Annotated in this window: 14 protein-coding genes; 12 read left to right on the top strand and 2 right to left on the bottom strand. The window is 70.4% G+C overall.

Annotated features, from left to right (window positions below):
* Window positions 1-15 precede the first annotated feature (15 nt).
* Entirely contained in the window at window positions 16-939 is a 924-nt protein-coding gene (locus ACQ1RG_RS16330; RefSeq protein WP_009379380.1) for a tetratricopeptide repeat protein, read from the top strand.
* A 59-nt stretch (window positions 940-998) separates the two neighbouring features.
* Entirely contained in the window at window positions 999-2,732 is a 1,734-nt protein-coding gene (locus ACQ1RG_RS16325) for a hypothetical protein (RefSeq protein ID WP_063249109.1), read from the top strand.
* Window positions 2,733-2,775: 43 nt separating this feature from the next.
* On the opposite strand, the gene ACQ1RG_RS16320 is transcribed toward ACQ1RG_RS16325, so the two are convergent.
* Window positions 2,776-3,237: a hypothetical protein gene (locus ACQ1RG_RS16320; protein ID WP_259820724.1), complete on the bottom strand. Its 462-nt coding sequence runs from the start codon at window positions 3,235-3,237 to the stop codon at window positions 2,776-2,778.
* Window positions 3,234-3,584, bottom strand: a complete 351-nt coding sequence (locus ACQ1RG_RS16315) for a hypothetical protein (protein WP_009379374.1) — start codon at window positions 3,582-3,584, stop codon at window positions 3,234-3,236. Before ACQ1RG_RS16315 ends, ACQ1RG_RS16320 begins: the two co-directional genes overlap by 4 nt.
* 116 nt (window positions 3,585-3,700) lie before the next feature.
* On the opposite strand from ACQ1RG_RS16315, the gene ACQ1RG_RS16310 reads away from it, so the two are divergent.
* The 10 genes from ACQ1RG_RS16310 to gatB all read left to right on the top strand — a co-directional run bounded on the left by ACQ1RG_RS16310 (window position 3,701) and on the right by gatB (window position 17,787).
* Window positions 3,701-4,912 (top strand): cysteine desulfurase family protein, encoded by a 1,212-nt coding sequence (locus ACQ1RG_RS16310; RefSeq protein ID WP_231882170.1) that lies wholly within the window; start codon window positions 3,701-3,703, stop codon window positions 4,910-4,912.
* Window positions 4,909-6,081 (top strand): tRNA 2-thiouridine(34) synthase MnmA, encoded by a 1,173-nt coding sequence (gene mnmA, locus ACQ1RG_RS16305; protein ID WP_366232284.1) that lies wholly within the window; start codon window positions 4,909-4,911, stop codon window positions 6,079-6,081. Before ACQ1RG_RS16310 ends, mnmA begins: the two co-directional genes overlap by 4 nt.
* Before the next feature lie 41 nt (window positions 6,082-6,122).
* Entirely contained in the window at window positions 6,123-8,111 is a 1,989-nt protein-coding gene (locus tag ACQ1RG_RS16300; RefSeq protein WP_119296419.1) for a S9 family peptidase, read from the top strand.
* Complete coding sequence (locus ACQ1RG_RS16295) at window positions 8,068-9,183, top strand: hypothetical protein (protein ID WP_119296420.1); 1,116 nt, start codon at window positions 8,068-8,070, stop codon at window positions 9,181-9,183. Before ACQ1RG_RS16300 ends, ACQ1RG_RS16295 begins: the two co-directional genes overlap by 44 nt.
* Before the next feature lie 56 nt (window positions 9,184-9,239).
* Window positions 9,240-11,399, top strand: a complete 2,160-nt coding sequence (gene ligA, locus ACQ1RG_RS16290; RefSeq protein WP_009379368.1) for an NAD-dependent DNA ligase LigA — start codon at window positions 9,240-9,242, stop codon at window positions 11,397-11,399.
* 114 nt (window positions 11,400-11,513) lie between these two features.
* Window positions 11,514-11,984 carry a hypothetical protein gene (locus ACQ1RG_RS16285; RefSeq protein ID WP_119296422.1) on the top strand — a complete coding sequence of 157 codons (471 nt, stop codon included), beginning with the start codon at window positions 11,514-11,516 and terminating at the stop codon, window positions 11,982-11,984.
* A 13-nt stretch (window positions 11,985-11,997) separates the two neighbouring features.
* On the top strand, window positions 11,998-14,349 hold the full coding sequence (locus tag ACQ1RG_RS16280; RefSeq protein ID WP_119296423.1) for a molybdopterin-dependent oxidoreductase: 2,352 nt from the start codon (window positions 11,998-12,000) through the stop codon (window positions 14,347-14,349).
* Window positions 14,350-14,568: 219 nt separating this feature from the next.
* Window positions 14,569-14,808, top strand: a complete 240-nt coding sequence (gene gatC / locus ACQ1RG_RS16275) for an Asp-tRNA(Asn)/Glu-tRNA(Gln) amidotransferase subunit GatC (RefSeq protein ID WP_430600286.1) — start codon at window positions 14,569-14,571, stop codon at window positions 14,806-14,808.
* Between the two features lies 1 nt (window position 14,809).
* Entirely contained in the window at window positions 14,810-16,309 is a 1,500-nt protein-coding gene (gene gatA, locus ACQ1RG_RS16270; protein ID WP_009379362.1) for an Asp-tRNA(Asn)/Glu-tRNA(Gln) amidotransferase subunit GatA, read from the top strand.
* Window positions 16,306-17,787: an Asp-tRNA(Asn)/Glu-tRNA(Gln) amidotransferase subunit GatB gene (gene gatB, locus ACQ1RG_RS16265; protein ID WP_095375971.1), complete on the top strand. Its 1,482-nt coding sequence runs from the start codon at window positions 16,306-16,308 to the stop codon at window positions 17,785-17,787. The genes gatA and gatB overlap by 4 nt, the downstream gene beginning before the upstream one ends.
* Window positions 17,788-17,922: the final 135 nt, after the last annotated feature.

Genomic DNA, 17,922 nt, shown 5'->3' with positions numbered 1-17,922 from the left:
CCAGAAGGAGATTCCGTGTCACTCGATCCCACACAGGACGCAGGCCCCCAGGAGGGGCTCGACCTCTCCGCGGTCCGCAGCAGGAATCTGCCTGCCGACGAGCAGGCGGGCGCCGGCGATCCGAACGCCGTGCCGCTGCCCTCGCTCGTCCTCGACGTCGACGAAGCCGTCTTCAACGATGTCGTGGCACTGTCCGATCGCGTGCCCGTCGTCATCGACCTCGGATCCCCGGCCGCCCCGGAGAGCACCCAGCTCACCGCGGTCCTCGAACGCCTCATCTCCTCCTACGGCGGTCGCCTCGTGCTCGCGAAGGTCGACATCGACGCCAACCCGCGCCTCCAGCAGGCCTTCGGAGTCCAGGCGGCACCGACGGTCGTCGCCGTCATCAAGGGCCAGCCGGTTCCCCTGTTCCAGGGACCGCTGCCCGAGCCGCAGATCGCCGCGTACCTCGAGGAGCTCCTCAAACTCGCCGCTGAGAACGGGGTGAACGGCCGCGCCGTCGTCGGCGGTGCCGAGCCGGAGCCTGCGGGTCCGAAACACCCGGAGGCCGAAGCCGCCCTGGCCGAGGGTGACTTCGACACCGCCGAGTCCCTGTTCAAGGCCGCGCTCGCGGAATCACCGGCCGATGACGAGGCGAAGTTCGGCCTCGCCCGCGCAGGGTTGGGCCGTCGCCTCATCGATGCCGACCCGGCCGAGCTCATCGCCGCCGCCGACGCCGACCCGAAGGACGTCGATGCCGCGATGGCCGCCGCCGACGCCCAGGTCGTCACCGGCGATCCCGCCGGTGCGTTCTCCCGGCTCATCTCCCTCATCCGCACGTCGACGGGAGACCAGAAGGAAGCCCTGCGCCTGCGGGTCCTCGACCTATTCGAGATCGTCGGACCCGACGACCCGGCAGTGGCCAAAGCACGCACATCACTGATGAGGGCATTGTTCTGATCCAGATAGTCCGTCTCACCACAGCCATCCTGTTCGCGATCGCCGCGGCGATCCTCGCAGTGCTGGTCGGCTCCGCGCTGTCCGTCGTCGGCACCGACGAGGTCACGGAGACCGAGGCCTTCGAGGTCTCCGACGGGTCGTACGCCGTCGTCCTCGACCAGGCGGTCGTGCCGTACTCGGGCACCGACGTCACCATCGAGGCCCGCAACTCGCAGGGCAAGGAACTGTTCCTCGGCACCGCCAACGGCGTCGACACCGACAGCTTCCTCGACGGGGTCTCGCAGGTCCAGATCAGCGACGTCGACTTCCCGGACCAGGCGACCCACCGGTCGCTGCCCGGCGATCCCGCCCCGGCAGCCGACATCGCCGGACGCGACTGGTGGACGAGCCGGGAGACCGGCCAGTCGGTGGCGAAGACCTTCGACCTCGACGCCGATCCGCAGATGCTCGTCATCGCCCCGGCAGCCGAGGGGGAGAACCTCGACGGCACGACCGTGCAGCTGAAGATGCGCGTCGAAGGCGTACTCGCCCTCAGCCTCATCGGACTCGCCGTCGCGATCATCTTCGCCGGCTTCTCCGCGTACTTCTTCCTCCGCTGGTGGAACGCGCGCATCCGGCCGCGGAAGAAGAAGGGCCCCGGCACGCCCAGCGACGAGGCGGGCGACGGGACCCGGGGCAGGACGAAGACGACGATGACGGACAGGGCGAAGGCCGCGGTCAAGGGCCGCTCGAAGCCGGAATCGAAAGCGGACGCCGAACCGGAGACGCAGCCGGCGACCGACGCCGCACCCCCGACCGAGGGAGAACCGCCTCGGCGACGCTCCCGGCGTGGTGCACGCACCCGCGCCGCCACGGCCCTGACCCTGACCACGGGACTGGCCCTGAGCGGATGCGCGGCGCTCCCCGTCGCCCAGCCGCACACCCCGAACGTCACCCCCTACGAGCGCACCGCGGTCCGCCCGGGCGAGGCCGGGGACTTCATGACCGCCTACACGGAGTCCCTCGACAAGATCCTCGCCGACAAGGGGGAGGGCCTCGAGTCGATCCAGGGTGCCCCGCTCATCGACCGCACCCGCGCGCAGATCCAGATCGCGGAGAAGACGAAGCAGAAGCTGCGGGCGCCGAACTTCACCGAGGTCGTTGCCGGGGGACCGAGCTTCGAGCAGTACCCGATGTGGTTCTATGCCCTCGGCACCACCGATGGGGACGAGAAGCTCACCCAGGTCCAGCTCGCCACCCGCGAATCCGCGTCGACACAGCCGATCGTCCGCTCCGCCGTCTTCATCCCCGCCGATCAGGCGCCGACCCTCCTCGCCGACGCGAACGGCGCTGTCGAGGTCGCCCCGAAGGCGTTCTCGGAGTCGATGACCACCTCCGCCGATGAGGTCGCGTCCTACCTCGCCGACGGCAAGGCGGACAAGGTCAAGGGGCTCGACCAGGGCGGCTTCAAGTCCTTCCGGGACTACCTCGGCGGGTTGCGCGACAAGGACTCCGGCTTCGACGAGGTGAATGCCGAGTGCAAGCCCTACACCGAGTTCGACTTCGCTTCGATGACGCTGACGACGGAACAGGGGGCGCTCGGCATGGGCGAGGTCCGCTGCACGCTGACGATCAAGGTTCCCGAGGACTACTCGCTCGACCTCGGTGACACGATCGAAGCGGTGAAGACGAACGACAAGGACGGCAACACCGTCAAGGTCGACACCGCACAGCCCTACGTCATCATGCAGAACGGTGAGGAGCTCACCGCCGTCGCCTCCGACTGGGACATCCTCTCCTCGCGGATCGAGTGAGGCAGCATCGAGCGAGGCAGCGGGGGCTCCGCAGCCCTCGCGCTCAGCGGACGGCGGGGGTCTCTGCGCCGCGCACGCGTCTGCCCACCCGGATGAGCCACCACAGGCCGATCACGGGGAGGACGAGGGGGATGAAGCCGTAGCCGATGCCGAAGCTCGACCACACCGAGGGCTTGGCGAAGTCCTCGGGGTGGGTGAAGCTGAGGATGCCGACGACGATGACGCCGGCGAACTCGATGAGGCATGCGGCGATCGCGATGCGGTGGGTGACACGGCTGCCGATGACGAAGCAGACGGTCGCGACGATGTAGACCAGCGCTGCGAAGACCGAGAGCGAATACGCGACCGGGGCGACGTCGAACTCGCGGATGACCTGGTAACCGGCCCGCGCGGTCGCCGAGAGCGCGAAGATCCCGTACACCGCGGTGAGCGCGCGCCCTGGGCCCGAGTGCATCGCCGAGTACGGGGAGCGCGGGGAGGGGCGGCGGATGGTGCCTCTGTTCACAGCCAAATCTGGTCCATTCTCTCGATCATGACGATCACCGTCAGTCCTGCCGCGGCGAGCACGCCGGGACCCCACCGGGAGAGTTCGGCGAACGCCCAGAACCCGGCGAGGGCCATGACGAGGATCGCCGTGATGACGTAGCCGAAGTAGAGGAGCGGATCGACGTCGTGCGTGCCGCCGAAGGTGACGATGGAGACGACGAGTTCGACGATGAGGAGGAGCAGGAGGAGGGCCGCAACCCCGAGCAGGAGCTTCCCAGCCGGGCGGTTGCGGATCGTCTCGACGATCGACCACACGGTGAGCACGGCCGCGACGGCGTAGAGCACGAGGGTGAGAACGGTGAACACTCGATCAAGTCTAGTCACCGCACCCGGCAGGCACCCACCCTCTCAGCCCGCGCTCACGGGTGAGATCGGGCACGGATCCTGGCCCGGGGAGCGGGCGTGGACCTAAAATGGTGCGCGTGCCGATCTACCTTGACCATGCAGCGACTTCGCCGATGCCTCAGGCTGTGCTCGACGTCTACGCGACCGAGCTGAGCCGCCGGGCCAACCCCTCGGCGCTGCACGCCGTCGGCCAGGCAGCGCGGATGCGGCTCGAGACCGCCCGCGACGACATCGCCCGGGCACTCGGGGCCACGAGCTCCTCCGAGGTCGTCTTCACCTCCGGCGGCACGGAGGCCGACAATCTCGCCGTCAAGGGCCTCTACCTCTCCCGCAACGACGGCTCGTTCGCCTCGCCCGCGCGCCCGCGCGTGCTCACCTCGGCGATCGAGCACCATGCGATCCTCGACTCGGTCGAGTGGCTGGAGTCCCTCGGCGCCGAGGTCGTCGTCCTTCCCGTCGACGCCGAGGGCCGACTCGACCTCGCCGCCGCCGAGGCGGAGCTGCGCCGCGACCCCGAGCGCACGGCACTGGTCACGGTCATGGCCGCGAACAACGAGATCGGCACGATCCAGCCGATCGCCGAGATCGGAGCAATCGCCCGCGAACTCGGCATCCCCTTCCACATCGACGCCGTCCAGGCGCTCGGGCAGATCCCGCTCGACTTCGCAGGCCTCGGGGCGAGCGCGATGACGATCACCGCGCACAAGATCGGCGGCCCCGTGGGCATCGGCGCGCTCCTCCTCGACCGCACTGCCGCTCCGACCCCCGTCCTCCACGGCGGCGGTCAGGAGCGGGGAGTGCGCTCGGGCACGCTCGACGTCGCCGGCGCGATCGCCTTCGCCGCCGCGGTCGACCTCGCCACGGCCGACCTCGGGGCCCGGGCTGCCGGGTTCGCCCGGCTGCGCGACCGCCTCATCTCAGGCGTCGAGGAGACGATCGACGGCGCCCGCCTCTCCGGTCCCCGCGGGGATGGGCGGCTGCCCGCCAACGCCCACTTCACGTTCGCCGGCTGCGAGGGCGACTCGCTGCTCTTCGGCCTCGACGCGCGCGGGATCGCGACGTCGACGGGCTCGGCCTGCTCGGCGGGCGTCTCCCGTCCCTCCCACGTGCTCATGGCGTGCGGGATGGACGAAGATGTCGCCCGTTCGGCGCAGCGCTTCAGCCTCGGCCACGCATCGACGGAGGACGACGTCGACGCCGTGCTCGCCGTTCTCCCCGAGGTCGTCGAGCAGGCTCGCCGGGCCGGAATGGTCTCGGCCACCCCACGATGGAAGCAGGAGAGCGCATGAGGGTGCTCGTCGCCATGTCCGGCGGAGTCGACTCCGCCGTCGCCGCCGCCCGCGCCGTCGATGCCGGCCACGAGGTCGTCGGCGTCCACCTCGCGCTGTCCCGGATGCCCGGCACCCTGCGCACCGGGTCGAGGGGCTGCTGCACGATCGAGGACTCCCGCGACGCCCACCGGGTGGCGGGCATGCTCGGCATCCCCTTCTACGTGTGGGACTTCTCCGAGCGGTTCAAGGAGGACATCGTCGATGACTTCATCGCCGAGTACGCCGCCGGCCGCACCCCGAACCCGTGCATGCGCTGCAACGAGCGGATCAAATTCGCCGCCCTCCTCGACCGGGCCCTCGCGCTCGGCTTCGACCGGATCGCGACCGGCCACTACGCCGAGGTGGTCCGCGACGCCGAGGGCCGTCCCGAACTCCACCGGGGCGAGGATCTGCTCAAAGACCAGTCGTACGTCCTCGGCGTCCTCACCGGCGACCAGCTCGAGCACTGCTACTTCCCGATCGGGGCGAGTGCGTCGAAGGCCGATGTCCGCGCCGAGGCGGCCGAGCGCGGCTTCCCCGTGGCGAACAAACCCGACTCCTACGACATCTGCTTCATCCCCGACGGGGACACGAAGGCCTGGCTGTCCGACAAGATCCCCATGCGCCCGGGCCTGATCAAGGACGCCGGCGGCGAGGTGCTCGGTGAGCACGACGGGGCGATGACGTACACGATCGGCCAGCGCAAGGGACTCGGCATCGGCAAGCCCGCCGCCGACGGTCGGCCGCGCTTCGTCACCGGCCTCGACCCGGCGACGAACACCGTGACCGTCGGCTCCCGTGAGGACCTCGCCGTGGGCCACCTCACCGGGATCCGCACCTCGTGGTGCGGACCGGCACCCGCCGACATCGGGTCGACGCCGGAGTCGGCGATCGACTGCGAGGTCCAGATCCGCGCCCACGCCGATCCCGTACCCGCCCGGGCGTGGCTGGGCGAGGTCATCGCCGAGGTGCCCGCCCACGAAGCCGACGTGCCCGCTGCCCGGCCCGCTGGTCAGCTCCTCCACGTCGATGTCGGCGAGGAGCTCTCGGGAGTCGCACCGGGCCAGACGATGGTGATCTACCGGGGAACCCGAGTGCTCGGCCAGGCGACGATCGACGTCACGGCTCCCGACCGCCTCGGCGTGTGAATGAGGGGTCACGTGTCCGGGCCGGGCGGTAGCCTGGGGGCATGAAGGAATCGCCTCAGGACGTCGTCACCGCGCCGTACGGCACGTGGTCGTCGCCGCTGAGCGCGGCCGAGGTCGCCGCCGGGGCCGCACCGATCTTCGAGGCGAAGTTCCGCGGCGATCACGTCTACTACTCGACGAAGATCCCCGAGGAGAACTCCCGCACCGGTCTCGTGCGCACCTCACTGTCCCATCCCGGGCCCGGCGAACGGATCCTCCCGGATCCCTTCAACATCCGCTCCGCCGTCCACGAGTACGGGGGAGGGGCGTGGGCCCTCGACCCCGACAGCGAGGTCATCTGCTTCGTCAATGCCGCTGACCAGCGGGTCTGGCAGATCGTTCCCGGCCGTGCCCCGCACCCGCTCACCCGGGACACCTCGGGCCTGGTCCGCTACGGGGACCTCCACATGACACCGTGGGGACTGCTGTGCGTGCGCGAGGACTGCCGGTCGACGGCCCGCGAGCGCGCGATCGTCCTCATCACCCGGCACGGGACGACGCGTGTGCTCTCCCGGCAGGCCCATTTCATGGCGTGGCCGAGGCTCTCACCCGACGGACGCCTGCTCAGCTTCATCGGCTGGGAGCACCCGAACATGCCGTGGGACGCCACGAGTCTGTGGGTCATCGATCTCCACGGGCCGAACCCGGGACACGTGTGCGCCGTCCTCCACGGCACCGATGCCTCCCTCCTCCAGCCGGAGTTCACCTCGGCGACGACCCTGCGGCTGAGCTCCGACCACGCCGGGCACTGGTCCCTGTACTCCCTCGACCTCGCCGAGGCGCTCGCCCCCGCCGACGGCCACCGGCGGGGAAGGGAATTCGCCGCATCCGACCTCGTCCCCGTCCTCGACACGGGAGCCGAGATCGGCGGACCACTGTGGCAGCTCGGCGCGCAATGGCACCTCGGCGACGGCGACGAGATCTGGGCGCACTCGCAGTCGGATCGGGCCGCGCTCGTGCGGGTGCGGCCGTCTGCCGCTGAGGCGGCGGGGGAGGGGGAAGCGCCGGCCGATGCCGGGGCGCCGCTGACGGCGATCGCCGCGGCCGGGAGCATCGAACTCCACGACATCGGCCGCACCCACGTCCTCCTCACCCTCAAATCGCCCGAGTCATCGGGGGCCCTGATCGCCGTCGACCGGGTGAGCGGCGCGATCCGCGAGATCGCCGTCGAACGCCTCGACACCCACGACGAGTACTACTCGCGCCCGCACACGCGCAGGCTCGGCGGAGTGCCCGTCGTCATCCATCCGCCCCACAATCCGCGCTTCGTCGCCCTCGACCGCGAGCGCCCACCCTACGTCGTCGTCGCCCACGGCGGACCGACCGGTCAGGCCACGGCGGACATGTCGGCGCGGATGAGCTACTTCGCCTCCCGGGGCATCGGGGTCATGGAGGTCAACTACGGCGGGTCGACCGGGTTCGGCCGGGCGTGGCGGGAGCGCCTGCGCGGTCGGTGGGGGATCGTCGACGTCGACGACATCGTCACCGCGGTGCGCGCACTCGTCGCCGAGGGCCTCGCCGACCCGAAGCGGATCGCGATCTCCGGCGGCTCGGCAGGCGGGTGGACGGCGCTCTCGGCGCTCGCCTCCTCCGACGTCTTCGCGTGCGGGACCTCGTACTTCGGGGTCACCGACCTCATGCGCTTCCTCGTCGACACCCACGATTTCGAGAAGCACTACGTCGACGGCCTCGTCGGTCCGTGGCCGGATGCGGCGGAGGAACTCGTCGCCCGCTCTCCCATCCACCGGACCACCGAGATCTCCGTGCCCGTGGCCGTCATGCAGGGCGATCGGGACCCGATCGTCCCACCCAACCAGGCGCAGCAGTTCGTCGACATGCTCCGGCTCTCCGGAGTGGAGTACATTTACCGTCTGTACAAGGGCGAATCCCACGGCTTCGTCCGCACCGAGACCATCATCGATTCCCTGGAAAGCGAGTTCGGATTCTATGTCGACGTCTTCGGAATCCCCCGCACCCGCCGGCACCGCTGACGACCGTGCGCTGCCGCCGTCGGCGACGACGACGGGGATCTGGGTGCCCGGAGACGTGGTGCAGCGACCGGGGGAGGAGGCCTGGCGGGCCGCCTCGGCGGGGTTCGACCTCCTCGCCGCGGGACTGCCTCCCGTCCCCCTCATCGCCCACCGTGCGGGGGACCGGTGGGGCGCCGACGCCGTCGGCCGCGCGGTCGGGCTGCTCCGTGACCTCCACGTCGACCGCACCTCGTACGGGTGGCGCCTGACCTCGGCCGCGGGCCGCGATGAGCGCCTCGAGGCCTCCGGCCTCGGCGAGTCCCTCGACGCCGTCGCCGAGTACGGACAGGGCTTCGAAGGCTCCGTCCAGATCTCCCTGCCGGGACCGTGGACGCTCGTCACCGCGCTCAGTCTGCCCTCGGGCGCACGCGTCCTCGGCGACTCCGGCGCCCGTCGCGATGTCGTCCAGGCCTACGCCTTCGGCATCTCCGACCTCGCCGAACGCATCCGCCGTCTCGGACCCGACGTCGTCATCCGCTTCGCCGAGACCCGGCTCGACCCCGTGCTCACCGGCTCGTGGCCGACGGTCTCGGGCTTCGCGAGCCTGCCCGCGATCAGCGAGACCCAGGTCTACGCGGCCCTGCGCTCGACGCTCGCCCACCTGCCCCCGGTCCTCCTCAGCCTCCCCGATCTCGCCCCGCTGCATCTGCGGGGGAAGGCCATCCCCGCCGCCGAGGTGGTCGCCGGCATCGGCGCGACCGCCGTGTCCGTGCCTCTGGGTACGCTCGGGGCAGAGGGATGGGAGCAGCTGGCCGTCCTCGCCGAGGCGGGGGTGGGCACCTGGCTGCGCCTGCCCGCGACGGCCGGGGCCAGGCCCGAGGAGGTGCGGGCCTGGTACGAACGGATCAGCCAGCCGTGGATGCGGGTCGGCATGAGTGCGCGAAGCCTCTCAGGCTTCGGTGTCCTCGCCGGGGATGAGCTGCCCTTGGGGCACCCGCCCCTGCTCGACCCCGCAGTCGTGCCTGCGGCGGTCGACGAGGGCGCGATGCGCATCGCCGCCGGACTGCGCCGAGCCCTCGAGGACGCGGAGTGAGCGAGACTGGGTCAGGAACCCCGGAGCACCGGTCTCCGGAGACAGGAGAGGAACGGATGGACTCAACGGACCTGCAGGACGCCGCGGCGAGGGCCAAAGCGCACGCGGAGCTCGCCGAGCAGATCGAAGAGCACCGCGCCGCCTACTACAAGGACGACTCGCCGCTCGTCTCCGACGCCGAATACGATGAGCTCTCCCGGCGGCTCGAGGCGCTCGAGGAGAAGTACCCCGAGCTCGTCACCGACTCCTCACCGACGCAGACCGTCGGCGGCAGCGTCGACACCTCGACGTTCGCTCCCGTCGAGCACATCGGGCGGATGTACAGCCTCGACAACGTCTTCGACTTCGAGGAGCTGCGCGCCTGGTACGACCGGGTCCGCGACGCCGTGTCCGTGAAGTCGAAGTTCCTCTGCGAGCTCAAGATCGACGGGCTCGCCGTCAACCTCCTCTACCGCAACGGCGAACTCGTGCGCGCCGCGACCCGCGGCGACGGCCGCATCGGCGAGGACATCACCGCCAACGTCCGCACGATCGCCGACATCCCCCAACGCCTCGACACGGAGTTCCCACCCGCCGAGGTCGAGATCCGCGGCGAGGTCTTCTTCCCCGTCGAGAAGTTCGCCGAACTCAACGCCCAGCTCGTCGCCGAGGGCAAGCCCCCGTTCGCCAATCCGCGCAACTCCGCCGCCGGCTCCCTGCGGCAGAAAGACCCTGCGGTCACCGCGACGAGGCCCCTGCACATGCTCGTCCACGGCATCGCCGCGTGGACCCCGGCCGACGACTCCCACCCCGAACCCGCCCGCCAGTCCGAGGTCTACGAGCAGTTCCGGCAGTGGGGTCTGCCGATCAGCGAGTACTACAAGGTCCTCGGGACGCTGAAGGAGATCGAGGAGTTCATCTCCTACTACGGCGAGCACCGCCACGACGTCACCCACGAGATCGACGGCATCGTCGTCAAGATCGACGACTTCGCCGTCCAGGAGGCGCTCGGCTACACCTCGCGCGCGCCCCGGTGGGCGACGGCGTTCAAGTACCCGCCCGAAGAGGTGACGACGAAGCTCCTCGACATCCAGGTCCAGGTCGGACGCACCGGCCGGGTGACGCCGTTCGCCGTGATGGAGCCCGTCACCGTCGCCGGTTCCACCGTCGAACGCGCGACCCTGCACAACGGCTACGAGGTCAAGCGCAAGGGCGTGCTCATCGGTGACACCGTCACCCTGCGCAAGGCCGGCGACGTCATCCCCGAGGTGCTCGGCCCCGTCGTCGCCGCCCGCGACGGCTCGGAACGCGAATTCGTCATGCCCACCCACTGCCCGTCGTGCGGCACGCTGCTCGGGGAGCAGAAGGAGGGCGACAAGGACCTCCGCTGCCCCAACGCCCGCTCGTGCCCGGCGCAGCTGGCCAACCGCGTGTTCTACCTCGCCTCCCGGGCGGCCTTCGACATCGAAGCCCTCGGCGAGGAGGCGGCGCTCGCGCTCACCGCCCCCGCCGAACCGGAGACCCCGCCGCTGACCTCGGAGGCGTTCCTCTTCGATCTCACCCCCGAGGACCTTGCGGAGGTGAAGATCTGGCGGAACAAGCGGGTCAAGGGCGTCGAGACGGGCGAGCGCGAACTCGTCCCCTACTTCTTCACCCGGGGGACTGCGAAGAAACCGAGCGCTCCCACCCAGAACACGCAGAAGCTCTTCGACGAACTCGACAAGGCCAAGGACCAGGACCTGTGGCGGGTCCTCGTCGCACTCTCCATCCGCCACGTCGGACCCACAGCCGCCCGGACGCTCGCCGCCCACTTCCACTCGCTCGACGCGATCGAGAAGGCGAGTCTCGAGGAGCTCTCCGCAGTCGACGGCATCGGGGAGACGATCGCGACTTCGATCCGCGACTGGTTCGCCGTCGACTGGCACCGGGAGATCGTCGACCGGTGGCGGGCTGCCGGGGTACGCATGGAGGACGCCCCGGGGGAGGAAGCCCCGCAGACCCTCGCCGGTCTGACGATCGTCGCCACCGGATCCCTCTCCACCTTCACCCGCGACGGCATCAAAGAGGCGATCGTCGCCGCGGGCGGGAAGGCCGCGAGCTCGGTGTCGAAGAAGACCGACTACGTCGTCGCCGGCGAGAACGCCGGATCGAAGCTCGAGAAGGCCGAGTCCCTCGGGGTGCCCGTCCTCGACGAGGACGGGTTCCGCACCCTGCTCACGACCGGGAACCTCGAGTGAGGGGATTCTGACCGACAGCGAGGCTCGATCCCGACTGGCGGCGGAGGCTGTGACGGAGGAACGTCACAGGCGGGGCCAAGTCGTCGGACAGCTTCGTCTGGAAGAGTGACGGTCATGAAGGCCATTCCCCGTGTGATCGCCGGTACCGCGGTCGTCCTCGCCGCCGTCCTCACCGCCGCACCGATCGGAGCCGGTCTCGCCGACCTCGTGCTCAGCCCCGATCATCACGGGAAGCAGCTCACCGCCGGGGCCGCACAGAAGACCGCCGCCGAGGCGGGCGAACCGTGGTCCGGCGGCACCCCGGAGGGGACGAGCCCGCCCGTCGGTGTCGACGGCTCCGACGTCGTCCCGCTCAGTCCGCGCAGTCTCGTTTCAACGGCACCGGTCCGCAGCGACGTCACGTTCCGCACGGCAGCGGGCTCCGGAGCGGAATCGCCCGAAGCGCGGATCACCGACCTCGCCGCGGACCTCCAGACCGGGGTCGATGCCGGCGAGATCACCCAGGCCGACGCCGACCGCGTGCTCGGGGACATGTCCTCCTACATCCGCGGTGAGAGGACCTGGCCCGAGCGCATGACCGTGTGATACGAAGGGGACCATGAGCTCGGTCGCGCACAGTTCTCACTGGGGAGCCTTCACCGCCGTCGTCGCCGACGACACCCTTGTCGACCTCGTTCCCGAACCGCGCGACCCGCACCCGAGCCCGATGATCGCCGACCTCGGCGAGTCCGTCGACTCTGGGCTGCGCGTCCGCCGTCCCGCGGCGAGGAGGTCGTGGCTCGAGGCCGTGCGGGCAGAACGGCGGTCCGCGGGACCGAGCGACCGCCTCGGCGAGGATCGGCACCGGCACGGTGAGCGCCGCGGAGCCGATCCCTTCGTCGAGATCGACTGGGACGAAGCCCTCGACCTCGCGGCCTCCGAACTCGATCGGGTGAGGACCGAGTACGGGAACGCCGCGATCTTCGGCGGCTCGTACGGCTGGTCGAGCGCCGGTCGCTTCCACCACGCACGGACCCAGCTCCACCGTTTCCTCAACTCGTTCGGCGGCCACACCTCGCAGGTGGGCAACTACAGCTTCGGGGCCGCGGCGATGATCCTGCCCCATGTGCTCGGGCCCGCCCAGTTCGCCAACGGCCGCCTGAGCAGCTGGGACGTCGTCTCCGAGCACACGCAGCTGTGGGTGATGTTCGGCGGACTCGCCCTGAAGAACACGCAGCTCGAATCCGGCGGGATCTCCGACCACACGATTCCGGGCCGACTGCGGGCGACGCGGGACAACGGCTGCGCGTTCGACTCCGTCTCCCCGATCAGGGACGACGCTCCCGACGTCATCGACCCGCAGTGGATGCCGATCCGACCGAACACGGACACCGCGCTCATGCTCGGACTCGGGCACACCCTGCTCACCGAGGGCCTCCACGACGAGGGGTTCCTCACCACCCGCTGCGTGGGCTGGGAACGGTTCCGGGACTACCTCGACGGAAGCGAGGACGGGACCGCCAAGGACGCCGACTGGGCGGCGGAGATCACCCGCATCCCCGCGGAGACGATCCGCGAGCTCGCCCGGAGCATGGCCGGGAACCGGACGATGATCTCCGTGGCCTGGTCGCTCCAGCGCGCCGACCACGGAGAGCAGCCGTTCTGGGCGGCCCTGGCGCTCGCGGCGATGCTCGGGCAGATCGGATTGCCCGGCGGCGGCTTCGGCTTCGGGTACGGGGCGACCGGGACGATGGGCAACTGGCAGTACCCGTTCCCCGCCCCGCGCCTGCCGGTGGGGGTCAACGCCGTGAGCGCCCCGATCCCCGCAGCTCGGATCGCCGACATGCTGCTGGCCCCGGGGGAGAAGTACCAGTTCAACGGCGAGGTCCGCCGCTACCCGGACACCCGCCTCGTCTACTGGGCGGGCGGCAACCCGTTCCACCACCATCAGGACCTCAACCGGCTCCGACGCGGCTGGGCCAGGCCGGAGACGGTCATCGTCCACGAGCCGTTCTGGACGGCGACGGCCCGGCACGCCGACCTCGTCCTGCCCGCGACGACGACGCTCGAGCGCAACGACCTCGGCGCGGCCTCCGGGGACCGACGGATCATTGCGATGCACCGGGCGATCACGCCGCGCCACGAGGCCCGCGCCGACTGGGACATCTTCCGTGCCCTCGCAGGCCGCCTCGGCGTCGCCGAGGACTTCACCGCCGGCCAAGACGAGATGGAGTGGATCGCCCACCTGTACACCTCCACGCGGTCCGCGGCAGCCGAGCACGGCATCGACCTGCCCGAGTTCGCCGACTTCTGGGAGGAAGGCGGCGTCGACATCCCGCAGGGCAGCACCGTGCTCCTCGAGGCCTTCCGCGCCGACCCCGTCGCGCACCCGCTCGAGACCCCGTCCGGGCTCATCGAACTCTTCTCGGCGACGATCGACGGCTTCGGCTACGACGACTGTCCGGGGCACCCCGCCTGGCTCGAACCGACCGAATGGCTCGGCGCCGCCGACGCCCCGGCAGGCTCTCTCCACCTCGTGTCCAACCAGCCCGCCCACCGTCTGCACAGCCAGCTCGACATGGCCGCCGGCAGCAGGGCAGCGAAGATCGGCGGCCGCGAACCCTGCCGACTCAATCCCGCCGACGCCGCCGCCCGCGGCATCGCCGACGGCGACATCGTCCGTGTCGTCAACGACCGCGGCGCCTGCCTGGCCGGCGTGCGCCTGAGCGAGGACATCAGCCCCGGGGTCATCCAGCTCTCCGCGGGAGCCTGGTATCAGGCCGCCGACCCGGGCATCGAGGACTCCCTCGAGGTCCATGGCAACCCGAACGTGCTCACCCGCGACCACGGCACCTCCCGGCTCGCCCAGGGTCCCGCAGCACTGTCGACCCTCGTGCGCGTCGAACCCTACCGTGGGCCCGAGCTGTCCGAGGTGACGGTGACGACGACACCCCCGCCCTTCGCGGGCTGAGGGAGCGGCACCGACTGAGCGTCCGGGCCGCGTCGGGCGGCCACCCGGGGTCGGACCGCCTCGGCGAGGGGGAGGTCACCATCGGCCTGTGCCGTCGACGACAGGGGACAGACTAGACTTGTCGGCAGTGATCACGACGATGAAAGGCAGGGAATGACGGAGTCCTCCGCAATCACCCCCGAGCAGGTCGCGCACTTGGCGTCACTGGCTCGGATCGCCATGAGCGAAGACGAACTGGCAGCACTCTCCGGCGACCTCACGACGATCCTGAGCAACGTCGCCCGGGTCAACGAGGCGGCAGGAGAGGACGTTCCGGCCACGAGTCACCCGATCGCCCTGACCAACGTCATGCGCTCCGACGAGGTGGGACCGACGCTGAGCAGCGAGCAGGCGCTCGCCGCCGCCCCGGCCTCCGCCGATGACAAGTTCCTCGTCCCCCAGATCCTCGGGGAGGAATGAGATGAGCGAACTCATTACCAAGAGCGCCCTCGAACTCGCCGCAGGTCTGGCATCCGGCGAGTTCTCCTCTGTCGAGGTCACCCAGGCCCACCTCGACCGGATCGCAGCGACCGAGGACGACTTCGGCTCGTTCATCACCGTCACCGACGAGCTCGCGCTGGCCACGGCCAAGGACGTCGACGAGAAGCGTGCCCGCGGCGAGGAGCTCCACGCGCTCGCCGGTGTGCCGGTCGCGCTCAAGGACCTCGTCGTCACCGAGGGTGTGCGCACGACCGCCGCCTCGAAGATCCTCGAGAACTGGGTCCCGCCCTACGAGTCGACCGTCCACAACAAGGTCAAGGACGCGGGTCTGCCCGTCCTCGGCAAGACCAACCTCGACGAGTTCGCGATGGGATCGACGACCGAGCACTCGGCGTTCGGGACAACCCGCAACCCGTGGAACCTCGAGCATGTGCCCGGCGGTTCCTCCGGCGGTGCCGCCGCCGCGCTCGCCGGCTTCCAGGCGCCCCTGTCGGTCGGCACCGACACCGGCGGCTCCGTCCGCCAGCCCGCCGCCTTCACCGGCACCGTCGGCGTCAAGCCCACCTACGGGTCGATCTCGCGCTTCGGCATCATCGCGATGGCCTCGAGCCTCGACCAGGTCGGACCGATGGGCCGCAGCGTCGCCGACGCCGCAGCGCTGCACAAGCTGCTCGCCGGTCACGACCCGCTCGACTCGACGTCCCTGCCCGACCCGGTCTCCGACTTCGTCGCGCTCGCCGAGAACGGCACCCTCAAGGGCAAGCGCCTCGGCGTCATCAAGCAGCTCACCGGTGACGGCTACGATGCCGGCGTGAGTGCGGCATTCACCGCGGCCCTCGACGTCGCCGCTGCCGCTGGGGCCGAGATCGTCGAGGTCGACTGCCCGTCGATCTCCTACGCCCTCGACGCGTACTACCTCATCATGCCCTCCGAGGTGTCCTCGAACCTCGCCCGCTACGACGGCATGCGCTACGGTCTGCGCGTCGAACCCGAGACGGGCCCGGTGACCGCCGAGACCGTCATGGCTGCGACCCGGGCCGCCGGCTTCGGCGCCGAGGTCAAACGCCGCATCATCCTCGGCACCTACGCGCTCTCGGCCGGGTACTACGACGCGTACTACGGGTCGGCGCAGAAGATCCGCACCCTCGTGCAGCGGGACTTCGCGAAGGCCTTCGACGCCGTCGACGTCCTCGTCTCCCCGACGGCCCCGACGACGGCCCTGAGGTTCGGGGCGGAGTCCGCGTCCGATCCGATGGCGCTCTACCTCGGCGACGTCGCCACCCTGCCGGCGAACCTCGCAGGCATCCCGGGACTCTCCCTGCCCGCCGGCCTCGCCGACGGCCTGCCCGTGGGCTTCCAGATCCTCGCTCCGGCCCGTCAGGACGCCATGATGTACTCCGTGGCCGGCCCGTTGGAGGCCGCCCTCGAGGCCGCCGGACCTCGCGTGCTCGACACCCTCGCGGAAGGACTGACCAAGTGAAATACGACGACGCGATCAAGAAGTACGATCCGGTCATCGGCATCGAGGTCCACGTCGAGCTCGGCACGGCGACGAAGATGTTCGACGCCGCCCCCAACACCTTCGGCGGGGGCCCGAACTCGAACATCACCCCGACCTCGCTCGGACTGCCCGGCTCCCTGCCCGTCGTCAACGCCAAGGGCGTCGAATACGCGATCCGGATCGGTCTCGCGCTCGGCTGCGAGATCGCCGAATCCTGCCGGTTCGCGCGGAAGAACTACTTCTACCCCGACGTGCCCAAGGACTTCCAGACCAGCCAGTACGACGAGCCGATCGCCGCCGAGGGTTCGGTGGAGATCGAACTCGAGGACGGCACCCCGTTCACGATCCCCATCGAGCGGGCGCACATGGAGGAGGATGCGGGCAAGAACACCCACGTCGGCGGTGCCACCGGCCGCATCCACGGCGCCGACCACTCCCTCGTCGACTACAACCGTGCGGGCGTCCCCCTCGTCGAGATCGTCACCCACCCGATCACCGGCACCGGGGAGCGCGCCGCGGAGGTGGCCGCCGCCTACGTCCGCACCCTGCGCGACATCTTCCGTGCCATCGGCGTCTCCGAGGCGAAGATGGAGCAGGGCAACGTCCGCGCCGACGTCAACGTCTCCCTCCGGGAGAGCCCCGACGCTCCGCTGGGCACGCGCACGGAGACGAAGAACGTCAACTCGTTCCGCTCGATCGAACGCGCCGTGCGCTTCGAGATCGCCCGCCAGGCGACCGTCCTCGAAGCCGGTGAGAGCGTCGTCCAGGAGACCCGGCACTTCCACGAGGACACCGGGGAGACGACCTCGGGCCGCGTGAAGTCCGACGCCGACGACTACCGGTACTTCCCCGAACCCGACCTCGTGCCCATCGTCCCCTCGCGGACCTGGGTAGCCGAGATCAAGGAGTCCCTGCCCGAGCTGCCCGCGCAGAAGCGCCGCCGGCTCACCGGCGAATGGGGCTTCAGCGACCTCGAGATGCGCGACATCGTCAACGCCGGCCTCCTCGAGGCCATCGAGGACACCGTCGTTGCCGGCGCTCCGGCGCCCGCGGCCCGCAAATGGTGGACCGGGGAGGTCGCTCGCCTGGCCAACCAGCGCGAGATCCACCCGACCGAGCTCGTCACCCCCGCCCAGGTCGCTGCGCTGGTCGCGCTGCTCGCCGACGGCAAGCTCAACGACCGCCTCGCCAAGGAGGTCCTCGCGGGCGTCGCCGACGGTGAGGGAGAACCCGCCGAGGTGATGAGTGCCCGCGGACTCGAGATCGTCGAGGACACCGGGGCCCTCGAGGCCGCCGTCGACGAGGCGATCGCGGCCAACCCCGACGTCGTCGAGAAGATCCGGGGCGGGAAGATGCAGGCCATCGGCGCGCTCATGGGTCCGATCATGAAGGCCACCCGCGGACAGGCCGACGCGGGCAAGGCCAAAGAGCTCATCCTCGCGAAGATCAACGGCTGAGCCGCGGGGGCGGCTGAGCCGAACTCAGGGTTGATCCAGCCACACCCTCTAGACTCTCCCCAAAGGACTCCGGGTCCGTCACTGGCCCCGGGAGTCCGGCAGGGAAGTCGGAGGGTGTGGCTTTTCGCATCCTCC

It is taken from the genome of Brevibacterium sp. K72 (assembly GCF_050562175.1).
Taxonomy (GTDB): Bacteria; Actinomycetota; Actinomycetes; order Actinomycetales; family Brevibacteriaceae; genus Brevibacterium; species Brevibacterium casei.
This window is presented reverse-complemented; position numbering and strand designations above follow the sequence as displayed.